This window comes from Arthrobacter yangruifuii (genome assembly GCF_009192775.1).
GTDB lineage: Bacteria > Actinomycetota > Actinomycetes > Actinomycetales > Micrococcaceae > Arthrobacter_B > Arthrobacter_B yangruifuii.
On record NZ_VTFX01000001.1, the window covers coordinates 81,821 to 102,085 of the forward strand.

General features: G+C 66.2%; 20 protein-coding genes and 1 tRNA gene. 9 read left to right on the top strand and 12 right to left on the bottom strand.

Features of this window, described 5'->3' with window-relative positions:
* Window positions 1–2: 2 nt before the first annotated feature.
* Both GD627_RS00460 and GD627_RS00465 read left to right on the top strand, forming a co-directional pair.
* Window positions 3–1,085, top strand: a complete 1,083-nt coding sequence (locus tag GD627_RS00460) for an iron-containing redox enzyme family protein (protein ID WP_152270922.1) — start codon at window positions 3–5, stop codon at window positions 1,083–1,085.
* On the top strand, window positions 1,082–1,429 hold the full coding sequence (locus GD627_RS00465; protein ID WP_152270923.1) for a CDGSH iron-sulfur domain-containing protein: 348 nt from the start codon (window positions 1,082–1,084) through the stop codon (window positions 1,427–1,429). Before GD627_RS00460 ends, GD627_RS00465 begins: the two co-directional genes overlap by 4 nt.
* A gap of 85 nt (window positions 1,430–1,514) precedes the next feature.
* On the opposite strand, the gene GD627_RS00470 is transcribed toward GD627_RS00465, so the two are convergent.
* Window positions 1,515–1,590, bottom strand: a tRNA-Lys gene (locus GD627_RS00470).
* A gap of 150 nt (window positions 1,591–1,740) precedes the next feature.
* On the opposite strand from GD627_RS00470, the gene GD627_RS00475 reads away from it, so the two are divergent.
* From GD627_RS00475 to GD627_RS00485, 3 genes are all read left to right on the top strand, one after another.
* Complete coding sequence (locus GD627_RS00475; protein ID WP_152270924.1) at window positions 1,741–2,382, top strand: hypothetical protein; 642 nt, start codon at window positions 1,741–1,743, stop codon at window positions 2,380–2,382.
* Between the two features lie 320 nt (window positions 2,383–2,702).
* A complete protein-coding gene (locus GD627_RS00480; protein ID WP_152270925.1) occupies window positions 2,703–3,320 on the top strand; it encodes a DUF47 domain-containing protein in 618 nt (205 codons plus the stop codon).
* Window position 3,321: 1 nt separating this feature from the next.
* Complete coding sequence (locus GD627_RS00485) at window positions 3,322–4,332, top strand: inorganic phosphate transporter (RefSeq protein ID WP_246165217.1); 1,011 nt, start codon at window positions 3,322–3,324, stop codon at window positions 4,330–4,332.
* A 3-nt stretch (window positions 4,333–4,335) separates the two neighbouring features.
* On the opposite strand, the gene pstB is transcribed toward GD627_RS00485, so the two are convergent.
* From pstB to pstS, 4 genes are all read right to left on the bottom strand, one after another.
* Window positions 4,336–5,115 carry a phosphate ABC transporter ATP-binding protein PstB gene (pstB, locus tag GD627_RS00490; protein ID WP_152270927.1) on the bottom strand — a complete coding sequence of 260 codons (780 nt, stop codon included), beginning with the start codon at window positions 5,113–5,115 and terminating at the stop codon, window positions 4,336–4,338.
* A 24-nt stretch (window positions 5,116–5,139) separates the two neighbouring features.
* Complete coding sequence (pstA, locus tag GD627_RS00495; RefSeq protein ID WP_146359491.1) at window positions 5,140–6,249, bottom strand: phosphate ABC transporter permease PstA; 1,110 nt, start codon at window positions 6,247–6,249, stop codon at window positions 5,140–5,142.
* Window positions 6,249–7,178 carry a phosphate ABC transporter permease subunit PstC gene (pstC, locus tag GD627_RS00500; protein WP_152270928.1) on the bottom strand — a complete coding sequence of 310 codons (930 nt, stop codon included), beginning with the start codon at window positions 7,176–7,178 and terminating at the stop codon, window positions 6,249–6,251. The genes pstA and pstC overlap by 1 nt, the downstream gene beginning before the upstream one ends.
* A gap of 114 nt (window positions 7,179–7,292) precedes the next feature.
* Complete coding sequence (gene pstS, locus GD627_RS00505) at window positions 7,293–8,414, bottom strand: phosphate ABC transporter substrate-binding protein PstS (RefSeq protein WP_152270929.1); 1,122 nt, start codon at window positions 8,412–8,414, stop codon at window positions 7,293–7,295.
* A 219-nt stretch (window positions 8,415–8,633) separates the two neighbouring features.
* On the opposite strand from pstS, the gene GD627_RS00510 reads away from it, so the two are divergent.
* From GD627_RS00510 to disA, 3 genes are all read left to right on the top strand, one after another.
* The gene (locus tag GD627_RS00510) at window positions 8,634–9,764 is read left to right on the top strand and encodes an FUSC family protein (RefSeq protein WP_246165219.1); all 1,131 of its coding nucleotides are present in this window, start codon (window positions 8,634–8,636) and stop codon (window positions 9,762–9,764) included.
* A 46-nt stretch (window positions 9,765–9,810) separates the two neighbouring features.
* The gene (gene radA / locus GD627_RS00515; protein ID WP_146359500.1) at window positions 9,811–11,178 is read left to right on the top strand and encodes a DNA repair protein RadA; all 1,368 of its coding nucleotides are present in this window, start codon (window positions 9,811–9,813) and stop codon (window positions 11,176–11,178) included.
* A gap of 193 nt (window positions 11,179–11,371) precedes the next feature.
* The gene (gene disA / locus GD627_RS00520; protein ID WP_152270930.1) at window positions 11,372–12,448 is read left to right on the top strand and encodes a DNA integrity scanning diadenylate cyclase DisA; all 1,077 of its coding nucleotides are present in this window, start codon (window positions 11,372–11,374) and stop codon (window positions 12,446–12,448) included.
* 2 nt (window positions 12,449–12,450) lie between these two features.
* Here the strand turns inward: disA and GD627_RS00525 are convergent, their stop codons facing one another.
* Window positions 12,451–13,125 (bottom strand): DUF4232 domain-containing protein, encoded by a 675-nt coding sequence (locus GD627_RS00525; protein ID WP_246165221.1) that lies wholly within the window; start codon window positions 13,123–13,125, stop codon window positions 12,451–12,453.
* A gap of 82 nt (window positions 13,126–13,207) precedes the next feature.
* Between GD627_RS00525 and GD627_RS00530 the strand changes: the two genes are divergently transcribed.
* Window positions 13,208–14,149 (top strand): HhH-GPD family protein, encoded by a 942-nt coding sequence (locus GD627_RS00530; RefSeq protein WP_152270931.1) that lies wholly within the window; start codon window positions 13,208–13,210, stop codon window positions 14,147–14,149.
* Window positions 14,150–14,161: 12 nt separating this feature from the next.
* On the opposite strand, the gene dhaM is transcribed toward GD627_RS00530, so the two are convergent.
* The 6 genes from dhaM to GD627_RS00560 form a co-directional block, all read right to left on the bottom strand.
* Window positions 14,162–14,890: a dihydroxyacetone kinase phosphoryl donor subunit DhaM gene (gene dhaM / locus GD627_RS00535; protein WP_152270932.1), complete on the bottom strand. Its 729-nt coding sequence runs from the start codon at window positions 14,888–14,890 to the stop codon at window positions 14,162–14,164.
* A complete protein-coding gene (dhaL, locus tag GD627_RS00540; RefSeq protein WP_152270933.1) occupies window positions 14,887–15,528 on the bottom strand; it encodes a dihydroxyacetone kinase subunit DhaL in 642 nt (213 codons plus the stop codon). The genes dhaM and dhaL overlap by 4 nt, the downstream gene beginning before the upstream one ends.
* Before the next feature lie 2 nt (window positions 15,529–15,530).
* Complete coding sequence (dhaK, locus tag GD627_RS00545) at window positions 15,531–16,532, bottom strand: dihydroxyacetone kinase subunit DhaK (RefSeq protein WP_152270934.1); 1,002 nt, start codon at window positions 16,530–16,532, stop codon at window positions 15,531–15,533.
* A 200-nt stretch (window positions 16,533–16,732) separates the two neighbouring features.
* The gene (locus tag GD627_RS17005) at window positions 16,733–17,029 is read right to left on the bottom strand and encodes a CsbD family protein (protein WP_425481866.1); all 297 of its coding nucleotides are present in this window, start codon (window positions 17,027–17,029) and stop codon (window positions 16,733–16,735) included.
* A gap of 75 nt (window positions 17,030–17,104) precedes the next feature.
* Window positions 17,105–17,620, bottom strand: a complete 516-nt coding sequence (locus tag GD627_RS00555) for an amino-acid N-acetyltransferase (protein ID WP_152270935.1) — start codon at window positions 17,618–17,620, stop codon at window positions 17,105–17,107.
* Between the two features lie 137 nt (window positions 17,621–17,757).
* Window positions 17,758–20,265: an ATP-dependent Clp protease ATP-binding subunit gene (locus GD627_RS00560; protein ID WP_146359523.1), complete on the bottom strand. Its 2,508-nt coding sequence runs from the start codon at window positions 20,263–20,265 to the stop codon at window positions 17,758–17,760.

The window sequence follows — 20,265 nt, forward strand, 5'->3', positions numbered from 1 at the left end:
CAATGAAGATTCCCGCCCCGAGAGGGCATGTCAGCGCCACCCTGATCGACCTTCTGCTGACCCGCGGCCCCGGCCGCGAGCACTCCTACGAGACCCTGAACCTGCTGGTGGACGAGGCTCTGGCCGCCACCCCGGATCTGCTGCGGGACGAAGACCTCCAGCTGACCCTGTTCTGCCTGTATGAACTGCACTACAGCGGGCTGGACGGGGTGGAGGACGCCGCCGAGTGGGATCCCGAACTGATCCGGGTGCGGGCACGGCTGGAGGCTGCCTTCGAGGGTGTGCTGCGCCGTACCGTGCCCGTCCCCGAGCTGCCGTCACCGGAAAGCGAAGCCGTCGCCAAGACGCTCTTCGATCTGGCCGCCGACGACGACGGCCCCAGCGTCTCCCGTTTCATTGCCGGCAAGGCCAGCGTGGAACAGCTGCGCGAATTCCTGATCCTGCGCTCGGTCTACCAACTGAAGGAAGCGGATCCGCACAGCTGGGCCATTCCGCGCCTGCCGGTGGGCCGCGCAAAGGCAGCATTGATCGAAATCCAGGCGGATGAATACGGCGGCGGGCGGGTCGAACGGATGCACTCAAAGCTGTTCGGCACCACCATGGAAGGCCTTGGCCTCGATTCCGGCTACGGGTATTACATTGACCTGGTGCCGGCCCTGACCCTGGCCTCCTCCAACGCGATGTCGCTCTTCGGGCTGAACCGCCGGCTGCGCGGTGCCATTGCCGGGCACCTGGCGGCGTTCGAGATGACGTCCTCCATTCCCAACTCGTTCTACGCCCGCGGCTTCCGCCGGCACGGATTCAGCGACGACGTCACCTACTACTTCGATGAACACGTGGAAGCAGATGCCGTGCACGAACAAATTGCCGCACGGGATCTGGCCGGCGGCCTGGCCGCGGCTGAGCCTGAGCTGCTGGCAGACATCATTTTCGGTGCCGCCACGGTCCTGGCCCTTGATGCGCTGCTGGGCGAAGACCAGCTTCGGGCCTGGAAGGCCGGCGAATCCGCGCTCCTGGCACCCCTGGCGCATGGCGCGCCGGCTGAACCGGCAGTATCCGCCGCTGCCGCCGGGGCAACGGCGTGAGCGCCCCTGAAACCGGGTCTCCTGCCGACGACGGCTCCGTACCGGCTGCCGCAGCAACAGGGACCGACGACGCCGCTCCCTGGCAGAAGCGGGAAGGCACCCCTCCCGCCTCCGTTGTGGCCTGCCCCAACGGTCCCCTGCTGATCCGCGGAGACTTTGAGATTGTCACGCCGGACGGGGTTCCCGTGCCCCGGGACCGGGAAACCGTGGCCTTGTGCCGCTGCGGCGGCTCGGCCATCAAGCCCTACTGCGACGGCACCCACAAGCTGATGAAGTTCGATACCAGCCGCCGTCGTCCGGTGCCGGAACCTGCGCGCAGGGCCGCGGAAGACGCCGCCGGATAACCGGAGCAGGACACGGAATCCCCACAGCAAACACGCTGGGACAAAAGAAACGGCTTGCCTTCAATGAAGGCAAGCCGTTTCAGTATGGTGCGCCCAGCAGGGCTCGAACCTGCGACCCACGACTTAAAAGGACGTTGCTCTACCAACTGAGCTATAGGCGCTCCACCGACCCGCGGCTTTCAACAGCATGCGGACCGACTGTCCCACTTTATCGCACACCACACAGATCGTGGAAAACCAGGTCCCCGGGCGCTTCACGGCGCCGCGGAGACCACCTCGATTCGATGCAGATCCCGGAGTATTCTTCGAATATGAGTGAGTCCAATTCAGCGCCGCGTCATCACAAGCCAAAGCCTCTAGCACCAGTGGACTTCGCCAACTTCCCCGGCGGTGCCGATCCGGCACGCGTTTCGGAGGCGGCCCACCTGGCTGCCCAGGCACTCGTCCACCACGGCCGCGCCAGTACCGATCCGGAGGTCACCCGCCGCCTGGTGGAACTGGCGGACCAGCAGGGGCTGGAAGCCGTGGCCGAGATGTGGGCCGAAAGCCCCGCCCGGTCCCTGCCCGGGGCGCTCTGGCGTCTCTATGCGCTCCGCGCGTCCATCCAGCAGAATCCGGAACGGATCGCTTCCTTCTATTCGGCGGGCAAGGACGTCGCCCAGGTCTCCAAGGTGGTGGCCGGGGTAGCCGAACCCCTGGGCGCCGACGAGGTCCGGATCATGGCCGACACCATCCTCTCCGGTGCCTTTGAGGGGGATTTCGACGTCGCACTGGAGCGTTTCGCCGCGTTCTGCCGGGTAGTGGCGCTCGGCCAGGCCAACCACGCCGATTCCTCCGAGGCCTCCAACGGCGAGCGCGCCACTCTCCTGACCCGCAATGCACGCCAGCTGGTCCGTACGGCCGAGGATCTGGAGCATTCGGCAGCAGCCTGGCGGCGCGGAGAACTCGACTAAAGGCCGGACGGCAGTGGCGGCACCCGCCGTGGCGCGGGCCACAGTCCCGCCACTGCCCGCCGGACCGTGTTGACATCAACGGCCGAGAGTAGAAAACTGAAATTGGTGTCGGACTGCGGAACCCCCGGGCTTCAACTCTGAGCCGCTTCGAGCGGCCTTCCGCCGAGAGGCGCTCCCGGTCCGGCACCGTTACTCTTTCCCCCGACTGATCTGCAGCGGGAGTGAATCGCGGACCTGATCGTCCCGCCAGAGTACCCATCGGATACGCTTGGCGCTGTGAGAATTGATGCCGCTCCCCCAGCCCACGTGCTGCCGTCCGCATGAAACTCCAGCTGTTTCCCCAGGAAAACGCCGGCCTCGAGCTGCTTTCGCGCATGGCGTCGCAGCTTTTGCGCGGCACGGCGGTGCTGGCCGAGATTCTCGGTGCCGATCCGGAGGAATTCGACCGGCTCACCGAGCAGCTGCACCAGATTGATGCCGAGACCATCGATCTGCACTTCGCCCTGATGACGCAGATGCGGACCAGCTTCATCAACCCGCTGCCCCGCGAGGACCTGTATGAGCTGTCTCTGGTCCTGATGTCCGCCATGGAGTGCCTAGACGCCTCCGCGGAAACCATCTCCCTCTATAAACTCAGCGGCGTGTCCCGGCGTGCTTCGGAGCAGCTGGAAGTCATCGGCCGGCAGGCCGAACTCACCGCCTCCGCCGTGCGCCGGCTCGCCTCGCTGGAGGATCTGGAAGAGTACTGGATCGAGATGCTCCGGCTGGCCAGGCGGGCCGAGCGGTCCCGGCGGATCTGGGTGGCGGAGCTGATGCGCGAGTACAAACCGCTGGCCTATGCCAGGCACCGGGACCTGGCCGACCAGTTGTCCGGAACCTCCGCCGAGCTCCGCCGTGCAGCCACTTTTGTGGGCGGCATCCTCGTTCGGGAATCCTAGGGTGGCCACCGTCCTTCTGGCGGGTGTTGTCCTGCTTGCCGGGGGCTACGCCTTCCTCAACGGCTTCCATGACGCCTCCAACTCGGTGGCCACCTCTGTCCGCACCAGGGCGCTGACGCCCAGCGTGGCCATCGTCCTGGCTTCTTTCTTCAACCTTCTCGGAGCCCTGGTCAGCACTGCCCTGGCCGTTGTCCTGACCGTGCGGTTTGTGGATCTCCCGGCGGGTCCCGAGGGCCTGGGCATCCTGATGGCCGGGCTGCTGGCAGCCTGCGGCTGGGGCGTGTGGACCTGGTGGCGGCGGATGCCGTCTTCTTCCACCCACGCCCTCGTAGGCGGGCTGGTGGGCTCCGGTGCGGCCTCAACCCTGGTGGGCGGCCGGAATATCGCTGAGTCCTACCGGCTGATCTGGGAGCAGATAGCACTGCCGCTGCTGCTCTCGCCGGTCATAGCCTTTGCACTGGCGTACCTGCTGGTTTTCCCGGCCACCTGGCTGATGCGTTACAGCTCGCCCCGGCGCGGCGACGCGGGAAACCGGATAGCGCAGTCCGTGTTCACTTCCGCCTTCTCCCTGGGGCACGGCATCCAGGACGGGCAGCGGACCATGGCCGTGGTGGTGCTCGCACTGCTGGCGGCGGGGCAGACCGGTGACACCGGCATTCCCCTCTGGGTACAGCTTTTCGCGGCACTGGCCCTGGCCGGCGGCACCCTCTTCGGCGGCTGGCGGATCACCCATACGCTGGGTTACCGGCTGGTGCGGATGGACCCGCTGCGCGGCATGAGCGCCCAGGCGGTCAGTTCCGCCATGCTTTTCCTGGGAGCACTGTGGCTGCACATCCCGCTCTCCAGCACCCAGACCATGACATCGGCCATCGTGGGTGCCGGCACCAACCAGCGCTTTTCCACCGTGCGCCTGATCCCGCTGCGGGAAATCCTCGTCACCTGGCTGGTCACGGCACCCGTGACCGCAGTGCTCGGCGGGATTTTCCTGCTGGCCCTCAGCCCGCTCCTGTAGCGCCTACCCGAAACGGCCGGATACGTAGTCTTCCGTGGCCTGTTCGGCCGGATTGCTGAAAATCACCGGGGTATCCGCGTATTCGATGAGGCGGCCGGGTTTGCCGGTGCCGGCGATGTTGAAGAAAGCGGTCTTATCCGAAACCCGGGCGGCCTGCTGCATATTGTGCGTCACGATCACCACCGTGTATTCGCTCTTGAGTTCCTCGATGAGGTCCTCAATGGCCAGCGTGGAGATCGGGTCGAGGGCGGAGCAGGGTTCGTCCATCAGGATCACCTCCGGGGAGACCGCAATGGCACGGGCTATGCACAGGCGCTGCTGCTGGCCGCCGGAAAGCCCGGAGCCGGGCTTGTCCAGGCGGTCCCGGACCTCCTTCCAGAGGTTGGCTCCGGTGAGGGATTTTTCCACGAGGGCATCGGCGTCGGACTTCGAAATCCGCTTGTTGTTCAGTTTCACGCCCGCCAGCACGTTGTCCCGGATGGACATGGTGGGAAACGGGTTGGGCCGCTGGAAGACCATGCCCACATGGCTGCGGACGGTCACCGGATCAACTCCGGGACCGTAGAGGTTCTCGCCGTCCAGCAGCACTTCCCCTTCCACGCGGGCGCCGGGAAGGACCTCGTGCATCCGGTTCAGGGTCCGCAGGAAGGTGGACTTGCCGCAGCCGGAGGGGCCGATGAAGGCGGTCACGGAGCGGGGTTCGATATTGATGTTGACATCCTGGACGGCAAGGAAGTTTCCGTAATAGACGTTCAGGTCTTTGACGTCGATGCGCTTGGACATGGATTCCTTCAATCGAAGCTGAGGTTAGCGGGAGGTCCGGGGGGCGAAAATCCGGGCAATCAGGCGGGCGCCGAGGTTCAGCAGCATCACCATGATGATCAGGATCAGGGCTGCCGCCCAGGCCCGCTGGGTACTGGGGTCAGTGTTGGTCGGAGAGGTGGGACTCATCAGCTGCCGGTAGATGAAGGTTGGCAGCGTACTCATCCAGCCCGAAAAGACGTTGAAGTTGATGGTGTTCACGAAGCCCGCGGTGACCAGCAGCGGTGCGGTTTCACCGATCACGCGGGCGATGGCCAGGGTCACGCCGGAGGCAATACCGGAAATTGCCGTGGGGACAACCACCTTCAGGATGGTCCGCCATTTACGCACGCCCAGGGCGTAGGAGGCCTCCCGGAGCTCGTTGGGCACAATTTTGAGCATCTCCTCGGTGGAGCGGACCACCACCGGGATCATCAGCACGGACAGGGCCACGGCGGCAACGAAGCCGGTGCGGGTGCCGGGCCCGAAAACCAGGCCGAAGAACGCGGCGGCAAACAGGCCGGCCACGATCGACGGAATGCCGGTCATCACGTCAACGAAGAACGTGATGGCCCGCGAAAGCGTTCCGCCGCGGCTGTATTCCACCAGGTACACGGCGGCCAGCAGGCCCACCGGCACCGAGATGACAGTGGCCCAGAAGGTGATCAGCAAGGTGCCGACAATGCCGTGGTAGGCGCCGCCGAGCACCGCCGTCCCGTTCTCCGCCGTGGCGTTGTCCACGGCACCGGTCATGCCGCCCATGGAGGTCAGCAGGAAATCCGGGCTGAGGCCGGGCAGGCCGCGGACCAGGACGGTAAAGATCACCGATACCAGGGGAAGCAGTGCCAGCAGGAACGCCCCGCAGACCAGGTTCGTGGCCAGACGGTCCACGGCGTGCCGCCGGCCCTCGACAATCCAGGTGGCCACCGTGCCGCCGATGACGAAGAGCACGGCGGTGAAGATGGCGAAGGCCGCCACGGAGAAACCGATAAGGGCGGACAGCGCCGCACCCAGGACCAGCGCCGCAGCCAGGATGATCCACGGCGTATAGCGGGGCAGCCTGTTCTTGGTCAGCAGGGATCCGGGACGGGTAAGGGCGGAGGTGGTATCGAGCATCAGTTGGCTCCCGAGAATTCTTTGTGGCGGCTGATGATCCAGCGGGCAATCACGTTGACCGCCAGCGTGATCAGGAACAGCACGAGTCCTGCGGCAATCAGTTCCGAAAGCCGGAGTCCGAACGCTTCAGGGAAGTTCAGGGCGATCTCGGCGGCGATGGTCTGGTTGCCCGGCCGGATCAGGCTGGCGATCAGGCCGCCCGAGGAAAGCACCAGCGCGACCGCCATGGTTTCGCCCAGTGCGCGGCCGAGCCCCAGCATGACGGCGCTGACGACGCCGGGCCGGGCGAACGGGAAAACCGCCATCCGGATCATTTCCCAGCGGGTGGCGCCCATGGCCAGTGCTGCTTCCTCGTGCAGTTTGGGTGTCTGCAGGAAGATCTCCCGGGTGAGGGAGGTGATGATCGGCAGCACCATCACGGAGAGCACAATGCCCGCGGTCAGCATGGTCTTGCCGGTCTGGCTGGCAGGGCCGGCAAAAATCGGGATCCAGCCGGCGTGGTCGGCCAGCCAGTTGTAAGGGCCCACCAGTGCCGGGGCCAGCACCGTCATACCCCAGGCACCGTAGACCACCGACGGAATAGCCGCCAGCAGGTCCACCAGGTATCCCAGCCCCTGCGCCAGCCGGCGCGGGGCATAGTGCGAGATAAACAGGGCGACGCCGATGCCCACCGGTGTGGCGATCACCAGCGCGATGACGGCGGCAATCACCGTTCCAATGACCAGGGGCAGGATGTACTGCCCGAACCCGCCGCCGGAGATGTCCGCAGGGTCTGCCAGAAACGTCGGCAGCGCCTGCCACATGAGGAAAACCGCCACACAGAACAGGACGAAGAGAATCAGGCACCCGGCAGTCACCGCAACGCCGGAGAAGATCTTGTCTCCGGCGCGGCCGGTGCCGCTTTCTCCCGTTATGGACTTGCTGGACACTGCTCAACCCTTCGAAATGCGTTGGTGCAGACTCTTTATCAGTGTAGGTACTCCGCCTTGGAGCGGCCCCTGCCCTCCCCCGCTTCGAAGGCGGGAGAGGGCAGGATGGGCACGTTACGAACGCACCTTGATCGATTCCAGCGCTGTTTCCGCCTTGGAGCGCAGGGCATCCGAGAGCGGCGCGCTGCCCGCGGCGTCCGACGCGGCCGCCTGGCCTTCTTCGCTGACCACGTAGTTGCCGAACGCGCGGACCAGGTCCACTGTCTGCTGGTCCTCGTAGCTGGTGCAGAAGACGTGGTAGCTCACCAGCACCACGGGATAGGCACCGGATTCCGCCGTGTCGCGGTCCAGGTCCATGGCCATGTCCCCTTCGGGACGGCCTTCCCCGCCCGCCGGCGTGGAGGATTCGACGGCGAGTGCGGCGGCGTCGGCGCTGAACGGTACGTAGGCATCGCCCACCTTCACGCTGACCTTGCCCAGGGAGCCGACTGCCGACGCGTCGGCATAGGTGATGCCGCCCACGGTGGAGGTCACCGTGGAAATAACGCCGCCGGTACCGGAGGCACTCTCCCCGTTCGGCAGCTCGGCCGGCCATTCACCTGATGCCTTATCCGTCCACTTTTCGGGTGCTGCTTCGGCCAGGTATTCGGTGAAGTTCTTGGTGGTGCCCGATTCGTCTCCCCGGTGTACCGCCGTGATGGCGGTGTCCGGCAACTCCGCTGCTTCGTTCTGCGCGGCGATGGCCGGGTCATTCCACGTGCTGACCTCGCCGCGGAAAATCGCTGCGATGGTCTCTGCATCGAGGTTCAGGTCCGTTATGCCGGGCAGATTGAAGGCCACGGCGATCGGTGAGATGTAGACGGGAACGTGGATGGCGCCGTCGGGTCCGCAGACCTCCGCGGCCGCAGCGGTTTCCTCTTCATCAAGGTAGGCGTCGGACCCGGCGAACTGGACGCCGCCGGCCAGCAGCGCTTCCCGGCCTGCGCCCGAACCGTCCGGTGAATACTGCACCGATGCTTCCGGATTGGCGGTACCGAAGCCCGCGATCCAGGCCTGCATGGCCGCATCCTGGGAGGAGGCGCCGGCACCGGAAAGCGTGCCCGTGACGGAGCTTTCCGAACTCCCCGCAGCCGGGGCCGCGGAGGGTGCAGCGCTGTCCGTGCCGCAGGCGGCCAGGCCGAGGGCGGCAGCAAGTGAAACTGAAAGTACGGATACAGCGCGGTTCAAAACCTTCACTATCGTGTCCCTTTCGAAGGGTTCATTCGGCGCGGGTGCGCCGGGAAGCTGATTGCGGAAAAGCAGTCGAGCACGCGGAACCTCCAACACGTTCCTCTCCAAGGGTGGCGAAGCAAGGTGAACGGAAAGTTAACGCCCGCCGGGCAGGCGAAGAACATCCGTTGCCACCGAATGTAATGCCGGATACATGTTGCCCTCGGCTCCCCCTAGACTGGTTCCATGCCCCAACGCAGCTCCTTCGCCAAAAGCCGGGGTTTCCTGCAGAACCGGGCCCGCGTAGGGCTGCAGCGCAGCCGCAATTCCGTGGTGCCGGCACTGCAAATGACCATCTGCGCCGTCGGAGCGTACGCCTTTGCCGAGTACGTGCTCGGGCACGAGGGCCCGCTGTTCGCCGCGACGGCCGCCCTGATTTCCCTGGGGTTCTCCCGGGAACCACGGACCCGCCGGGTGCTGGAAGTGGGAATCGGCTGCACGCTGGGCATCACCATTGGCGAAATCCTGCTCACCCTGCTGGGTAACGGTCTTGCCCAGGCCGCCGTCGTCCTTTTTATCTCGGTGATGCTGGCCCGCTTTTTGGACCGCGGTGTCATTTTTACGACCCAGCTGGGGCTGCAGTCCCTGCTGGTGGTCCTTCTTCCCGCCCCGGACGGGGGTGCCTTCACCCGCAGCCTGGATGCCATTGTCGGCGGCGTCTTTGCCCTGGTGGTGACCATGCTGGCGCCGCGGGATCCGCGCCGGGAGCCGAAGTCCAATGTCCGCGAGCTCCTGTACGAACTTTCCGCCGTGCTGCGCCAGTGTTCCGATGCCATCGCCAAAAGTGATTCCACCATCGCCTGGCATGCCCTGGTCCGGGCGCGCAACACGCAGCCCCAGCTGGACACCCTGGCCCGCAGCGTCCGGGACGCACGGGAGGTGGCCCGGATCTCCCCCGCGTACCGCCGGTACCTTGCGGAACTGGGGGATCTGCGCGGTTCCATCGGCTACCTGGATCTTGCGGTGCGCAACAGCCGGGTCCTGGCCCGCCGCACGACGTCGGTCATCAACCATGCCTCGCTGGGCGACGAGGCCATCGAGAGTGTGTCGGAAGTCCTCACCGAGACGGCCGACGCCGTGGACATCCTTGCCCGCGCACTCGGCGGCGGTGAAGGGCCGGACACCCGGCTGCGGCACCTGCGCCAGGCGCGCAACGAGCTGGCGGCGGTCGGGTCCCGCCTGCATCCCACGTCGCTGGGCATCACGAACCTGCAGGGTGACGCGCTGATCATGCTCTTCCGCCCCCTGGTGGTGGACCTGCTCGAATCGACCGGCCTCACCCATGAAGAAGCAGTGACCTACCTGTCGGAGATCTGAGCCCGGCCGCAGACGCAGTGTCAGTGCCCCGGGATAGCCTGATTCCATGGCAACAAAGACTGCACGGCCCAAGACCGCCAACTACCGCTGCTCGGAATGCGGCTGGACCACGGCCAAATGGGTGGGACGCTGCGGCGAGTGCCAGGCGTGGGGCACGGTGGAGGAATCCGGTGAAGTCCTGGCCCGCACCACTGCCGCCACGGTGGTGGCCCGCCCCGCGCTGCGGATCGGCGAGGTTGATGCCACCACCGCCGCCTACCAGGCCACCGGAGTAGGTGAACTGGACCGTGTCCTGGGCGGCGGACTGGTGCCGGGCGCGGTGATCCTGCTGGCCGGTGAGCCCGGCGTCGGCAAGTCCACCCTGCTCCTGGACGTGGCCGCGCGCGTGGCGGGGGCAGGGCGCGACGTTCTCTACGTCACCGGGGAGGAATCCACGGCCCAGGTGAAGCTGCGCGCCGAGCGCATCGGTGCTGTCTCGGAGAACCTCTACCTCAGCGCGGAAACGGATCTGGGCCAGGCGCTGGGACAGGTGGAGCAGGTCTCCCCCGGGCTGCTGATAGTGGATTCGGTCCAGACCCTGAGCAGCACCGCGGTGGACGGCAGCGCCGGCGGCGTCAGCCAGGTCCGCGAGGTGGCCGCCTCCCTGATCAACGCCGCCAAGACCCGGAACATGACCACCCTGCTGGTTGGCCACGTCACCAAGGACGGTTCCATTGCCGGCCCCCGGCTGCTGGAACACCTGGTGGATGTGGTGTGCCAGTTCGACGGTGACAGGCACTCGAGGCTGCGCCTGCTGCGTGCGGTCAAGAACCGCTACGGACCGACGGACGAGGTGGGCTGTTTCGACCTGACCGAAGACGGCATCGAAGGCCTTGCCGATCCGAGCGGACTTTTCGTCTCGCGCACCAAGGACCCCGTCTCAGGTACGTGCATCACCGTCACCCTCGAAGGCAAGCGTCCGCTGGTGGCCGAGGTGCAGTCCCTGGTGGCGGAAACAGGTAATGCCCAGGCCAGGCGTGCCACCAGCGGAGTGGACGCTTCCCGGGTGGCCATGCTGCTGGCAGTCCTGCAGCAGCGCGCCTCCATGAGCCTGGCCAAGGATGACAGCTATGTCTCCACGGTGGGCGGCGTGAAACTGAGCGAGCCTGCCACGGACCTGGCGGTGGCGCTGGCGGTGGCCTCCGCGAAAATGAACAAACCGCTGCCGGCCCAGCTCATTGCCTTCGGCGAGGTTGGACTGGCGGGGGAGGTTCGTCCGGTGCCCGGCATCGGACGAAGAATCACTGAGGCTGAGCGCCTGGGCTTTACCCACGCGGTGGTTCCGGCGTCTCCCAACGGGCCGGGAAATGTCCCGCCCGGCTTCAAGGTCCGCGAAGTCTCCACCCTTGCCGAGGCCCTGGAGCTGCTCTTCTGACACTGCCGGCCGGCAGCCAGGGACCTTCGGCTGAGGAGTGCCGCGGGCGGAACCGCAGCCCCCTGCATGCCGCGCCGGGGCGCGGACGTGCCGTGCTTCACGCGTGCGGGAGTGTACCTGTTTCTCGCACTAGTATTAGGACGGGCTAGCTCTAGCCCGGATCATCCAGGCCCCTGGCCGGAAGGAAGTGACCATGGCCCGCAGTCCCGAAGACGCGCTGAAAGCAACGTTGGCGCGCGTAGCACCCGGGACCGAGCTCCGTGATGGACTCGAGCGCATCCTGCGGGGCCGCACCGGCGCCCTGATCGTCCTGGGCTTTGACCGTGCGGTGGACGCCATCTGTTCCGGCGGCTTCGACATCGGCATCGATTTCTCCCCGACCCGGCTCCGCGAGCTGGCGAAAATGGACGGCGCAATAGTCTGTGACCGCGATGCCAGCAACATCCTGCGGGCAGCCGTCCAGCTGGTCCCTGACCACACCATCGAAACGCACGAATCGGGCACCCGGCACCGGACGGCCGAGCGGGTCGCCATCCAGACCGGCTTCCCTGTTATTTCCGTCAGCCAGTCCATGCGGATTATCCAGCTTTACGTGGGCGGACTGCGCCACGTCCTGGAAGGATCCGAGCCGGTGATGGCGCGTGCCAACCAGGCCTTGGCAACCTTGGAGCGCTACCGTGCGCGGCTGGACCAGGTCACGAATTCCCTGTCCGCACTCGAAATCGAAGCCATGGTGACGGTCCGCGACGTAGCGATAACCCTGCAACGCCAGGAGATGGTCCGCCGGATTGCCGAGGAAATCTCCCAGTACGTCCTCGAGCTCGGAGTGGACGGCCGCCTGCTCTCCCTTCAGCTGGAAGAACTGACCACCGGCCTTGGACCGGGCAGCGAGATGATTCTGCGCGACTATGCCGATGTGCATGACGGCAAGCTCAATGTCGAGGAGCAGGTTGCCACGCTGCAGAACATGAGTTCGTCGGAAATGGTGGACCCGAGCAAGATCGCGGCCGTGATGGGGATCCAGCCCGGCCAGGATTCCCTCGAAGCCGTGGTGCAGCCTCGCGGCTACCGGCTCCTCAGCAATATCAAATCCGTTCCCCCGGCTGTCTCGAACCGCCTGGTGGACCACTTCGGCGGCCTGCAGAACCTCATGGCCGCAAACATTGATGACCTGATGACCGTCGACGGCATCGGGGAGCAGCGCGCCCGTACCGTCCGTGAAGGCTTGTCACGGATCGCTGAAACAAGCCTTCTCGACCGGTTTATGTAGGACTATTCCAGTTCGAAGACGGCTGCTTCACTCCGGGTTTCGCCGAGCCTGGCAGTGAACACGTAATAGCCGGGGTTCGGGGTGGAAGCCACGGCAGCGCAGCCCGGTGCCGACCGGTGCCGCTCCCAGGTGAAGTTGGCCGTCTCCGACGCCCCCGGCTCCACCGTCTTGAGGTAATCATTGCCGGCTTCCTGGCAGTCCGCCGAGGAGAAGATCCGGTCCGATCCGCTGGCCACCAGGAATTCCATCTGGGATGTGCCCACGTTGATTTCGCAGGCGGATTTGCCGGTGTTGGTGACGGTGAGGATCAGCACGGGTGCCGTTCCGGCCGGGTAGGTCCCGGCGTCGGTTGCCGCAGTCACCGACACTGCGTCCGGACGGCAGGCCGTTCCGGTGGATTTTTCCGCGGGTTTCGGCGCGGGTGCAGGAGTTTTCGCCTCGGGGGCAGGGGTGGCCGCCGCCGAGGTGAGGGTGGGAGCCGGAACGGTGGCTTCGGCCACGGCCCGCTCCTCGGGTGCGAGGGCGCGGACCACGCCGAAGACAGCGAAGCCGAGTCCCGCGAGCAGCAGCAGGGCAAGGAGTGCGGCAACGATCCTCCGCCGCCGGTACACGGCGGGGCTTGGGCGCCGCGGACCGGGCGGGCCTCCGGCCGGCTGCTGTTTTCCCATCCCGTTCATGGTTCAAGGCTAGGGAACGCGGCCTCGATTACGGAGCGCACCACGCCGGTTAGTAGAGTATTGCTGGTCAAGGGAGTGGGAGATGGATTCACAGGCGGAGGAACTGCACCGTCGCATCACCGGGTGGTTCGCCGGCAATGCCCGCGACCTCCCGTGGCGGGATGCAGACCGCACACCCTGGGGTGTGCTGGTCAGTGAGATCATGCTCCAGCAGACGCCCGTAGTGCGCGTCCTGCCCGTCTGGGCCGCCTGGCTGCAGCGGTGGCCGACGCCGGCCGGGCTGGCGTTGGAACCCAGCGGTGAGGCCGTCCGGGCCTGGGGCAGGCTTGGTTATCCCCGGCGGGCACTGCGCCTGCACGCCGCAGCGAAGGCCATTGTGGACGAGTTCGGCGGCGAGGTTCCCTCCACCTACCCGGAACTGCTGCGGCTGCCGGGCGTCGGTGACTATACCGCCGCAGCCGTGGCCGCGTTTGCCTTCGGCCGGCGGGAAACGGTGGTGGACACCAACATCCGGCGCGTCCATGCCCGCGCCGTGACCGGCAATGCCCTGCCCTCGCCCTCCCTGACGGCTGCGGAAATGCGGCTCGCTGCGTCCTTGCTGCCGGCGGATACGACGGATTCCGTGGCCTGGAACGCGTCGGTCATGGAGCTGGGCGCCGTGGTGTGCACGGCACGGAGCCCCAAGTGCGGGCAGTGTCCGATACTGGACCGCTGCGCCTGGGTGGCCGCAGGCAGGCCGGAACCGCACTACACCGCCAAGGGGCAGGCCTGGGCCGGAACGGACCGTCAGGTCCGCGGGGCCATGATGGCGGTGCTGCGCTCCGCTGACGGACCGGTCCGCCGGGACCTGCTGCTGCACGCGCCGGTGGATCTGGGCTCCCCGCAGCTGGCCGCCGAGGTGGACCCCGTGACCGCCCTGCACCGGCTGCAGGCGCCGCAGGAACAGATGGAACGCGCCCTGGCCGGCCTCATTGCGGACCGGCTGGCCGCGGAAGACGCCAACGGAGTCTCGCTGCCGCTGTGACCGCCGGCGAGGCTAGATTTCCCCGAATCCGTTGCGCACCTGCTCGCCCAGAAGTTCCACTGCCCTGGCCGCATCCGGTCCGGTGGCGGTGGCGCTGAGGGTTTCTCCGGGCCGCAGGCCCAATGTCATGAGCATCATCACGGATTTGCCGTCCACGCCGTTGATGATGATTTCCGCGTCCAGGTCCGCCAGGAGCTGGGCCACCGCCGCCGCCGGACGGGCATGCAGGCCCATCGGGTTCACCAGCGTCCACGCACCGCTGGCGGTGTCCCCGGCCGCAGGCTCCGGCCCGTCGGCGGAAGGTGCGGAGTCGGCGGTGCCGCCGGAAACGGGCCCGGCAGCATCGCCGTCCGGGGCATAAGAGGCTCCGGCAGACTCCGCCGCAGCAGTCACCTCGGCAACGTTCCTGCCGGTCTGCGCGGCCACGGCGGCGGCCACCGTACCTTCCACCAGCGGCGCATCCGCCATCCGGACCCGCGGCTGCTGTTCGGGATCGAGGAACTCCAGGGCTGATTCCGCGGTCATGACCGCGGAGCCCAGATCCGTCAGCAGCACCGTGCCCTCACCGGAGTCCGTGGCGGCGATACCAGCCATGATTTTTTCCAGACTGGTGCCGATGCCGTCGTCGTCGGTCCCTCCTGCCGCAGCGATGGAAACATCGGCGGCCATCTGCGCTGCGAGCTCGCAGACGCCTTCCGCCAGCTTCCGGCTGTGGGAAACAACCACCAGACCGACGCTCACGCCGCCTCCTCCGCCGCCGAAACCGCCGCCTGCAGGATCAGTGCGGTGGACGCGGCGCCGGGATCCAGATGGCCGGCGCTGCGCTCCCCCAGGTAGCTGGCCCGGCCCTTGCGGGCAACGAGCGGCTCGGTCCCGGCCAGGCCGGCCTCGGCGGCGTTCGCAGCTGCCGTGAGGATCTCCAGCGGAGCGGCTCCGGCTGCCTCTGCCGTCACTGCGGCATCGACGGCCGGGGTCCAGGCATCAATCATGGTTTTGTCACCGGGCTCCGCCTTGCCTCGGGCAACTATTCCGTCCCGCGCGGCGGTCAGGACCGCCACCAGTTCCGCCGGGCCCAGGGCCGGAGCGGCGCCCGCCGCAGTGGAGGCGCGCAGGAACGCCGTCCCGTACAGCGGACCGGCTGCGCCTCCCACCTTCGACATCAGGGTCATGGCAGTGGTCTTGAAGACGGCCCCTGGAGTTTCCGGAACGCCGTCGGCGTCCAGCTTCTCCACCACCGCGCCGAATCCGCGGTCCATGTTCTCCCCGTGGTCGGCGTCGCCGATTTCACGGTCGAGGGTGGTCAGCCGCTGCCGGTTCTCGCTGAGGGCAGCTGCGCTGAGGCGCATCCACTGATCCGCCCACGCTGCATTCAGTTCCATTCCTATACTCCCCACCGCAGGGCCGGGGTGTTCACCGGCGAGTCCCACAGGTCCGTAAGCTCATCATCCAGTCGCAGGACCGTCACTGACGCTCCCTGCATTTCCAGCGCGGTGATGTAATTGCCCACCAGGGAACGTTCCACCCTGGCGCCGCGCTCTTCCAGGATCCGGGCTGCCCGGCGGTACACAATGTACAGCTCGCTCAACGGGGTTCCGCCCATCCCGTTCACGAACAGCAGCACCCGGTCCCCCGAGGCAATTCCGAGATCGCTCAGCACCGGTTCCATCAGCTGGTCCGTAATGGAATCGGCGTTGGTCATCTCCAGCCGGTGCCGGCCCGGCTCGCCGTGGATCCCCACGCCCATCTCAATCTCGTTTTCGGCCAGGGTGAAGCTGGGCTCACCGGCGTGGGGGACGGTGCAGGGCGCGAGGGCCACGCCCATGGACCGCACGTTGGCGTTCACCCGTTCGGCGATCTCCGCCACCTTGCCGAGATCATCCCCCCGGTCCGCGGCACCGCCGGCAATCCGTTCCAGCAGCACGGTCCCGGCCACACCGCGTCGGCCAGCCGTATAGGTGGAGTCCTCCACGGCGACGTCGTCATTGACCACCACGGTGCGGACGTCGATGCCTTCGACGCCGGCAAGTTCGGCTGCGGTCTCGAAGTTCAGGACGTCACCGGTGTAGTTCTTCACGATCAGCAGGACCCCGGCACCGGAATCGCTCTTGACGATGGCCGGCAGGATCTGGTCCGGGGTGGGCGAGGTGAACACCGCCCCGGGGACAGCGGCGGTAAGCATTCCGCGGCCAACGTAGCCGCTGTGCAGGGGCTCGTGTCCGCTGCCGCCACCGGAAACCAGGCCTACCTTGCCCTCCACCGGAAGGCCTCGCCGGAGGACATAGTCCGGGTCCAGGTGGATTTCGACCAGGTCGTGGTGGGCCTGCCCGAAACCTTCAAGCGATTCGGCCACCACCGAGCGGGGATTGTTGATGAGTTTCTTCATGACGCCGGCTCCTTAGCGAACGGACTGAAGAGCCTGCGGGTCCCGCCGAGGCTCCCTGTCACCACTGACCCTACCTGCGCACGAAGTAGTGCAACAGGGTCTCCGTGCGCCGGAGGCACCGGTACCGCCCTGACGCGCAAAACGGCGTCGGGCATGAAAAAGCGGGAGGGGCGAAGCCCTCCCGCTTTCCCGATAAACCTTTACTTACCCTTGAAAGCGTCCTTGACGTTTTCGCCGGCATCCTTCAGCTTCGACTTGGCCTGATCGCCGTGGCCTTCGGCCTCCATGCTCTCATTGCCGGTGGCCTTGCCCAGGCCTTCCTTGACCTTGCCGCCGAGGTTTTCAGCCTTGTTCTGCATCTTGTCATCTGCGCCCATTACTGAACCCGCTTTCTGATCGTGGCCCGCCTTCACCCGGAACCGCTGCCAATTCACAGCCGGTTTTCTCCGCGCTTCAACAGAACCGTTATTGATGCTAAGTACCCTGAGCTTATCCACCATTGAACTCAAAAGGCCAGCACGGCCCCTCCGGTTCCTCTCTCTGCGAACACGTGCCAGGACAGTTGCGGGGTTTTAGAACGAGCGGATCATCCTCGTGTTTCCGAGGGTATTGGGTTTGACTCTGGCGAGATCCAGGAATTCCGCGACGCCCTCGTCGGAGGAGCGCAGCAGTTCGGAATAGACCTGGGGGTCGACGGCGGATTGGTTGGCCATCACGGCAAATCCGTGCCGACGGAAAAAGTCCACTTCAAAGGTCAGGCAGAAAACGCGCGTCACGCCGATATCCTGCGCATCGGTAAGCAGCTGCTCCAGCAACCGGTGCCCTATTCCGCTGCCGCGCAGCGCCGGATGGGCGGCCAGCGTGCGCACTTCGGCGAGGTCCTCCCACATCACGTGCAGGGCGCCGCAGCCCACAATCCGGCCGTCGGCGTCCTCGGCAACCCTGAATTCCTGCAGCGCCTCGTAGTAGGCCACCGCCTCCTTGGCCACCAGGATCCGCTCCTGGGCCAGGGGTGCTACGAGCGCACGGATGCCGGGAACGTCGGAGGTGCGGGCACGGCGGATGGTGATGGCGGATACGGAAGTCACCGGCCCAGTCTAGGACCGTCGGCGCGCGTCCACCGAAATACCGCCACCCGCGGACGGGAACGGCGTAACACGAAAGGACCCGGCGGGCTGCTGCCCGCCGGGTCCTTTTCCGTGCGTATGGTGCCGCTAAGCGGTTCTTAGTCGCTGACGCCGGCTTCGATGGCCGGGTTGGCTTCCTCGATGGCCTTCGGGACACCGCTGCCTGCGAAGGTGAACTTCGCTTCGTCGCCTTCGCCCTCGACATCCACCGAGATGACTTCGCCGGCCTTGATCTCTCCGAAGAGGATCTTCTCCGACAGCTGGTCCTCGATTTCGCGCTGGATGGTCCGGCGCAGCGGCCGGGCCCCCATGGCGGGATCGTAGCCGCGGGTTGCCAGCAGCACCTTGGCGGCGGGGGTGAGCTCGAGGCTCATACCCTTTTCGGCCAGGCGCTTGCCCAGGCGCTCCAGGAAGAGGTCCACAATCTGGACGATCTCTTCCTGGGTCAGCTGCGGGAAGACCACTGTGTCATCAACACGGTTCAGGAACTCGGGGCGGAAGTGCTGGCGCAGCTCCTCCGTCACCCGGGCACGCATCCGGTCGTAGCCGGTCTTGGTGTCCGTGCCGGACTGGAAGCCGGTCATGACGCCCTTGGAAATGTCCTTGGTGCCAAGGTTGGTCGTCATGATGATGATGGTGTTCTTGAAGTCCACCATCCGGCCCTGGGCGTCCGTCAGGCGGCCGTCTTCGAGGATCTGCAGCAGCGAGTTGAAGAGGTCCGAGTGGGCCTTTTCAACTTCGTCGAACAGCACCACGGAGAACGGCTTGCGGCGGACCTTCTCGGTCAGCTGTCCGCCCTCTTCGTAGCCCACGTAGCCGGGAGGAGCACCGAACAGGCGCGAAACCGTGTGCTTCTCGGCGTACTCGGACATGTCCAGGGTGATGAGGGCATCCTCGTCACCGAACAGGAACTCCGCAAGGGCCTTGGCCAGCTCGGTCTTACCGACGCCGGTGGGGCCGGCGAAGATGAACGAGCCGCCCGGACGCTTGGGATCCTTCAGTCCGGCCCGCGTACGGCGCATGGCCTGCGAGATGGACTTGATGGCCTGGTCCTGGCCGATGACGCGCTTGTGCAGTTCGTCTTCCATCCGCAGCAGACGGGTGGACTCTTCCTCGTTCAGCTTGACCACGGGGATGCCGGTGGAGTTGGCCAGCACCTCGGCGATGAGTTCCTCATCAACCTCGGCAATGTCATCCAGGCCGCCGGACTTCCACTGGCGTTCCTTCTCCGCGCGCTGATCCTGGAGCTTCTGCTCCTTGTCACGCAGGGAGGCGGCACCTTCGAAGTCCTGGGAGTCGATTGCGGACTCCTTCTCCATCTTCAGCGCCGAGATCCGCTCGTCGATTTCCTTCAGCTCCGGCGGGGCCGTCATCCGGCGGATGCGCAACCGGGCACCGGCCTCGTCAATCAGGTCGATGGCCTTGTCCGGCAGGAACCGGTCACTGATGTACCGCTCGGCCAGCGTTGCGGCGGAAGCGAGTGCGGCATCGGTGATGGAGACCCGGTGGTGCGCTTCGTAGCGGTCACGCAGGCCCTTGAGGATCTCGATGGCATGCGCCACCGAGGGCTCGGCAACCTGGATCGGCTGGAAGCGGCGTTCGAGCGCGGCATCCTTTTCGATGTGCTTGCGGTACTCGTCCAGCGTGGTGGCACCGATGGTCTGCAGCTCGCCCCGGGCCAGCATCGGCTTCAGGATCGATGCGGCATCGATGGCGCCTTCGGCGGCACCCGCACCCACAAGGGTGTGGATCTCGTCGATGAACAGGATGATGTCGCCGCGGGTGCGGATTTCCTTGAGCACCTTCTTCAGGCGTTCCTCAAAGTCGCCGCGGTACCGCGAACCGGCAACCAGCGACCCCAGGTCCAGGGTGTAGAGCTGCTTGTCCTTCAGGGTCTCGGGCACGTCACCGCGCACGATTGCCTGGGCGAGGCCTTCAACGACGGCGGTCTTGCCGACGCCGGGCTCACCGATCAGCACAGGGTTGTTCTTGGTCCTGCGCGACAGGACCTGCATCACGCGTTCCATCTCATGCTCGCGCCCGATCACCGGGTCGAGCTTGGACTCACGCGCAGCCTGTGTCAGGTTGCGTCCGAACTGGTCCAGCACCACGGATCCGGCGGGCTGGCCCTCCTGCTGCTGGCCACCGGTGGAGACGGGCTCCTTGCCCTGGTAGCCGGACAGCAGCTGGATGACCTGCTGGCGGACACGGTTCAGGTCAGCACCGAGCTTGACCAGTACCTGCGCGGCAACGCCTTCACCCTCACGGATCAGGCCGAGCAGGATGTGTTCGGTGCCGATGTAGTTATGGCCGAGCTGCAGGGCTTCACGGAGCGAGAGCTCCAGCACCTTCTTGGCCCGCGGGGTGAAGGGGATGTGACCGGTCGGGGCCTGCTGGCCCTGACCGATAATCTCCTGCACCTGCTCGCGGACAGCACCAAGCGAGATGCCCAGGGACTCAAGGGCCTTAGCAGCGACACCTTCACCCTCATGAATGAGCCCAAGCAAAATATGCTCGGTGCCGATGTAGTTGTGGTTGAGCATGCGGGCCTCTTCTTGGGCAAGCACGACAACGCGACGGGCACGGTCGGTAAATCTTTCAAACAT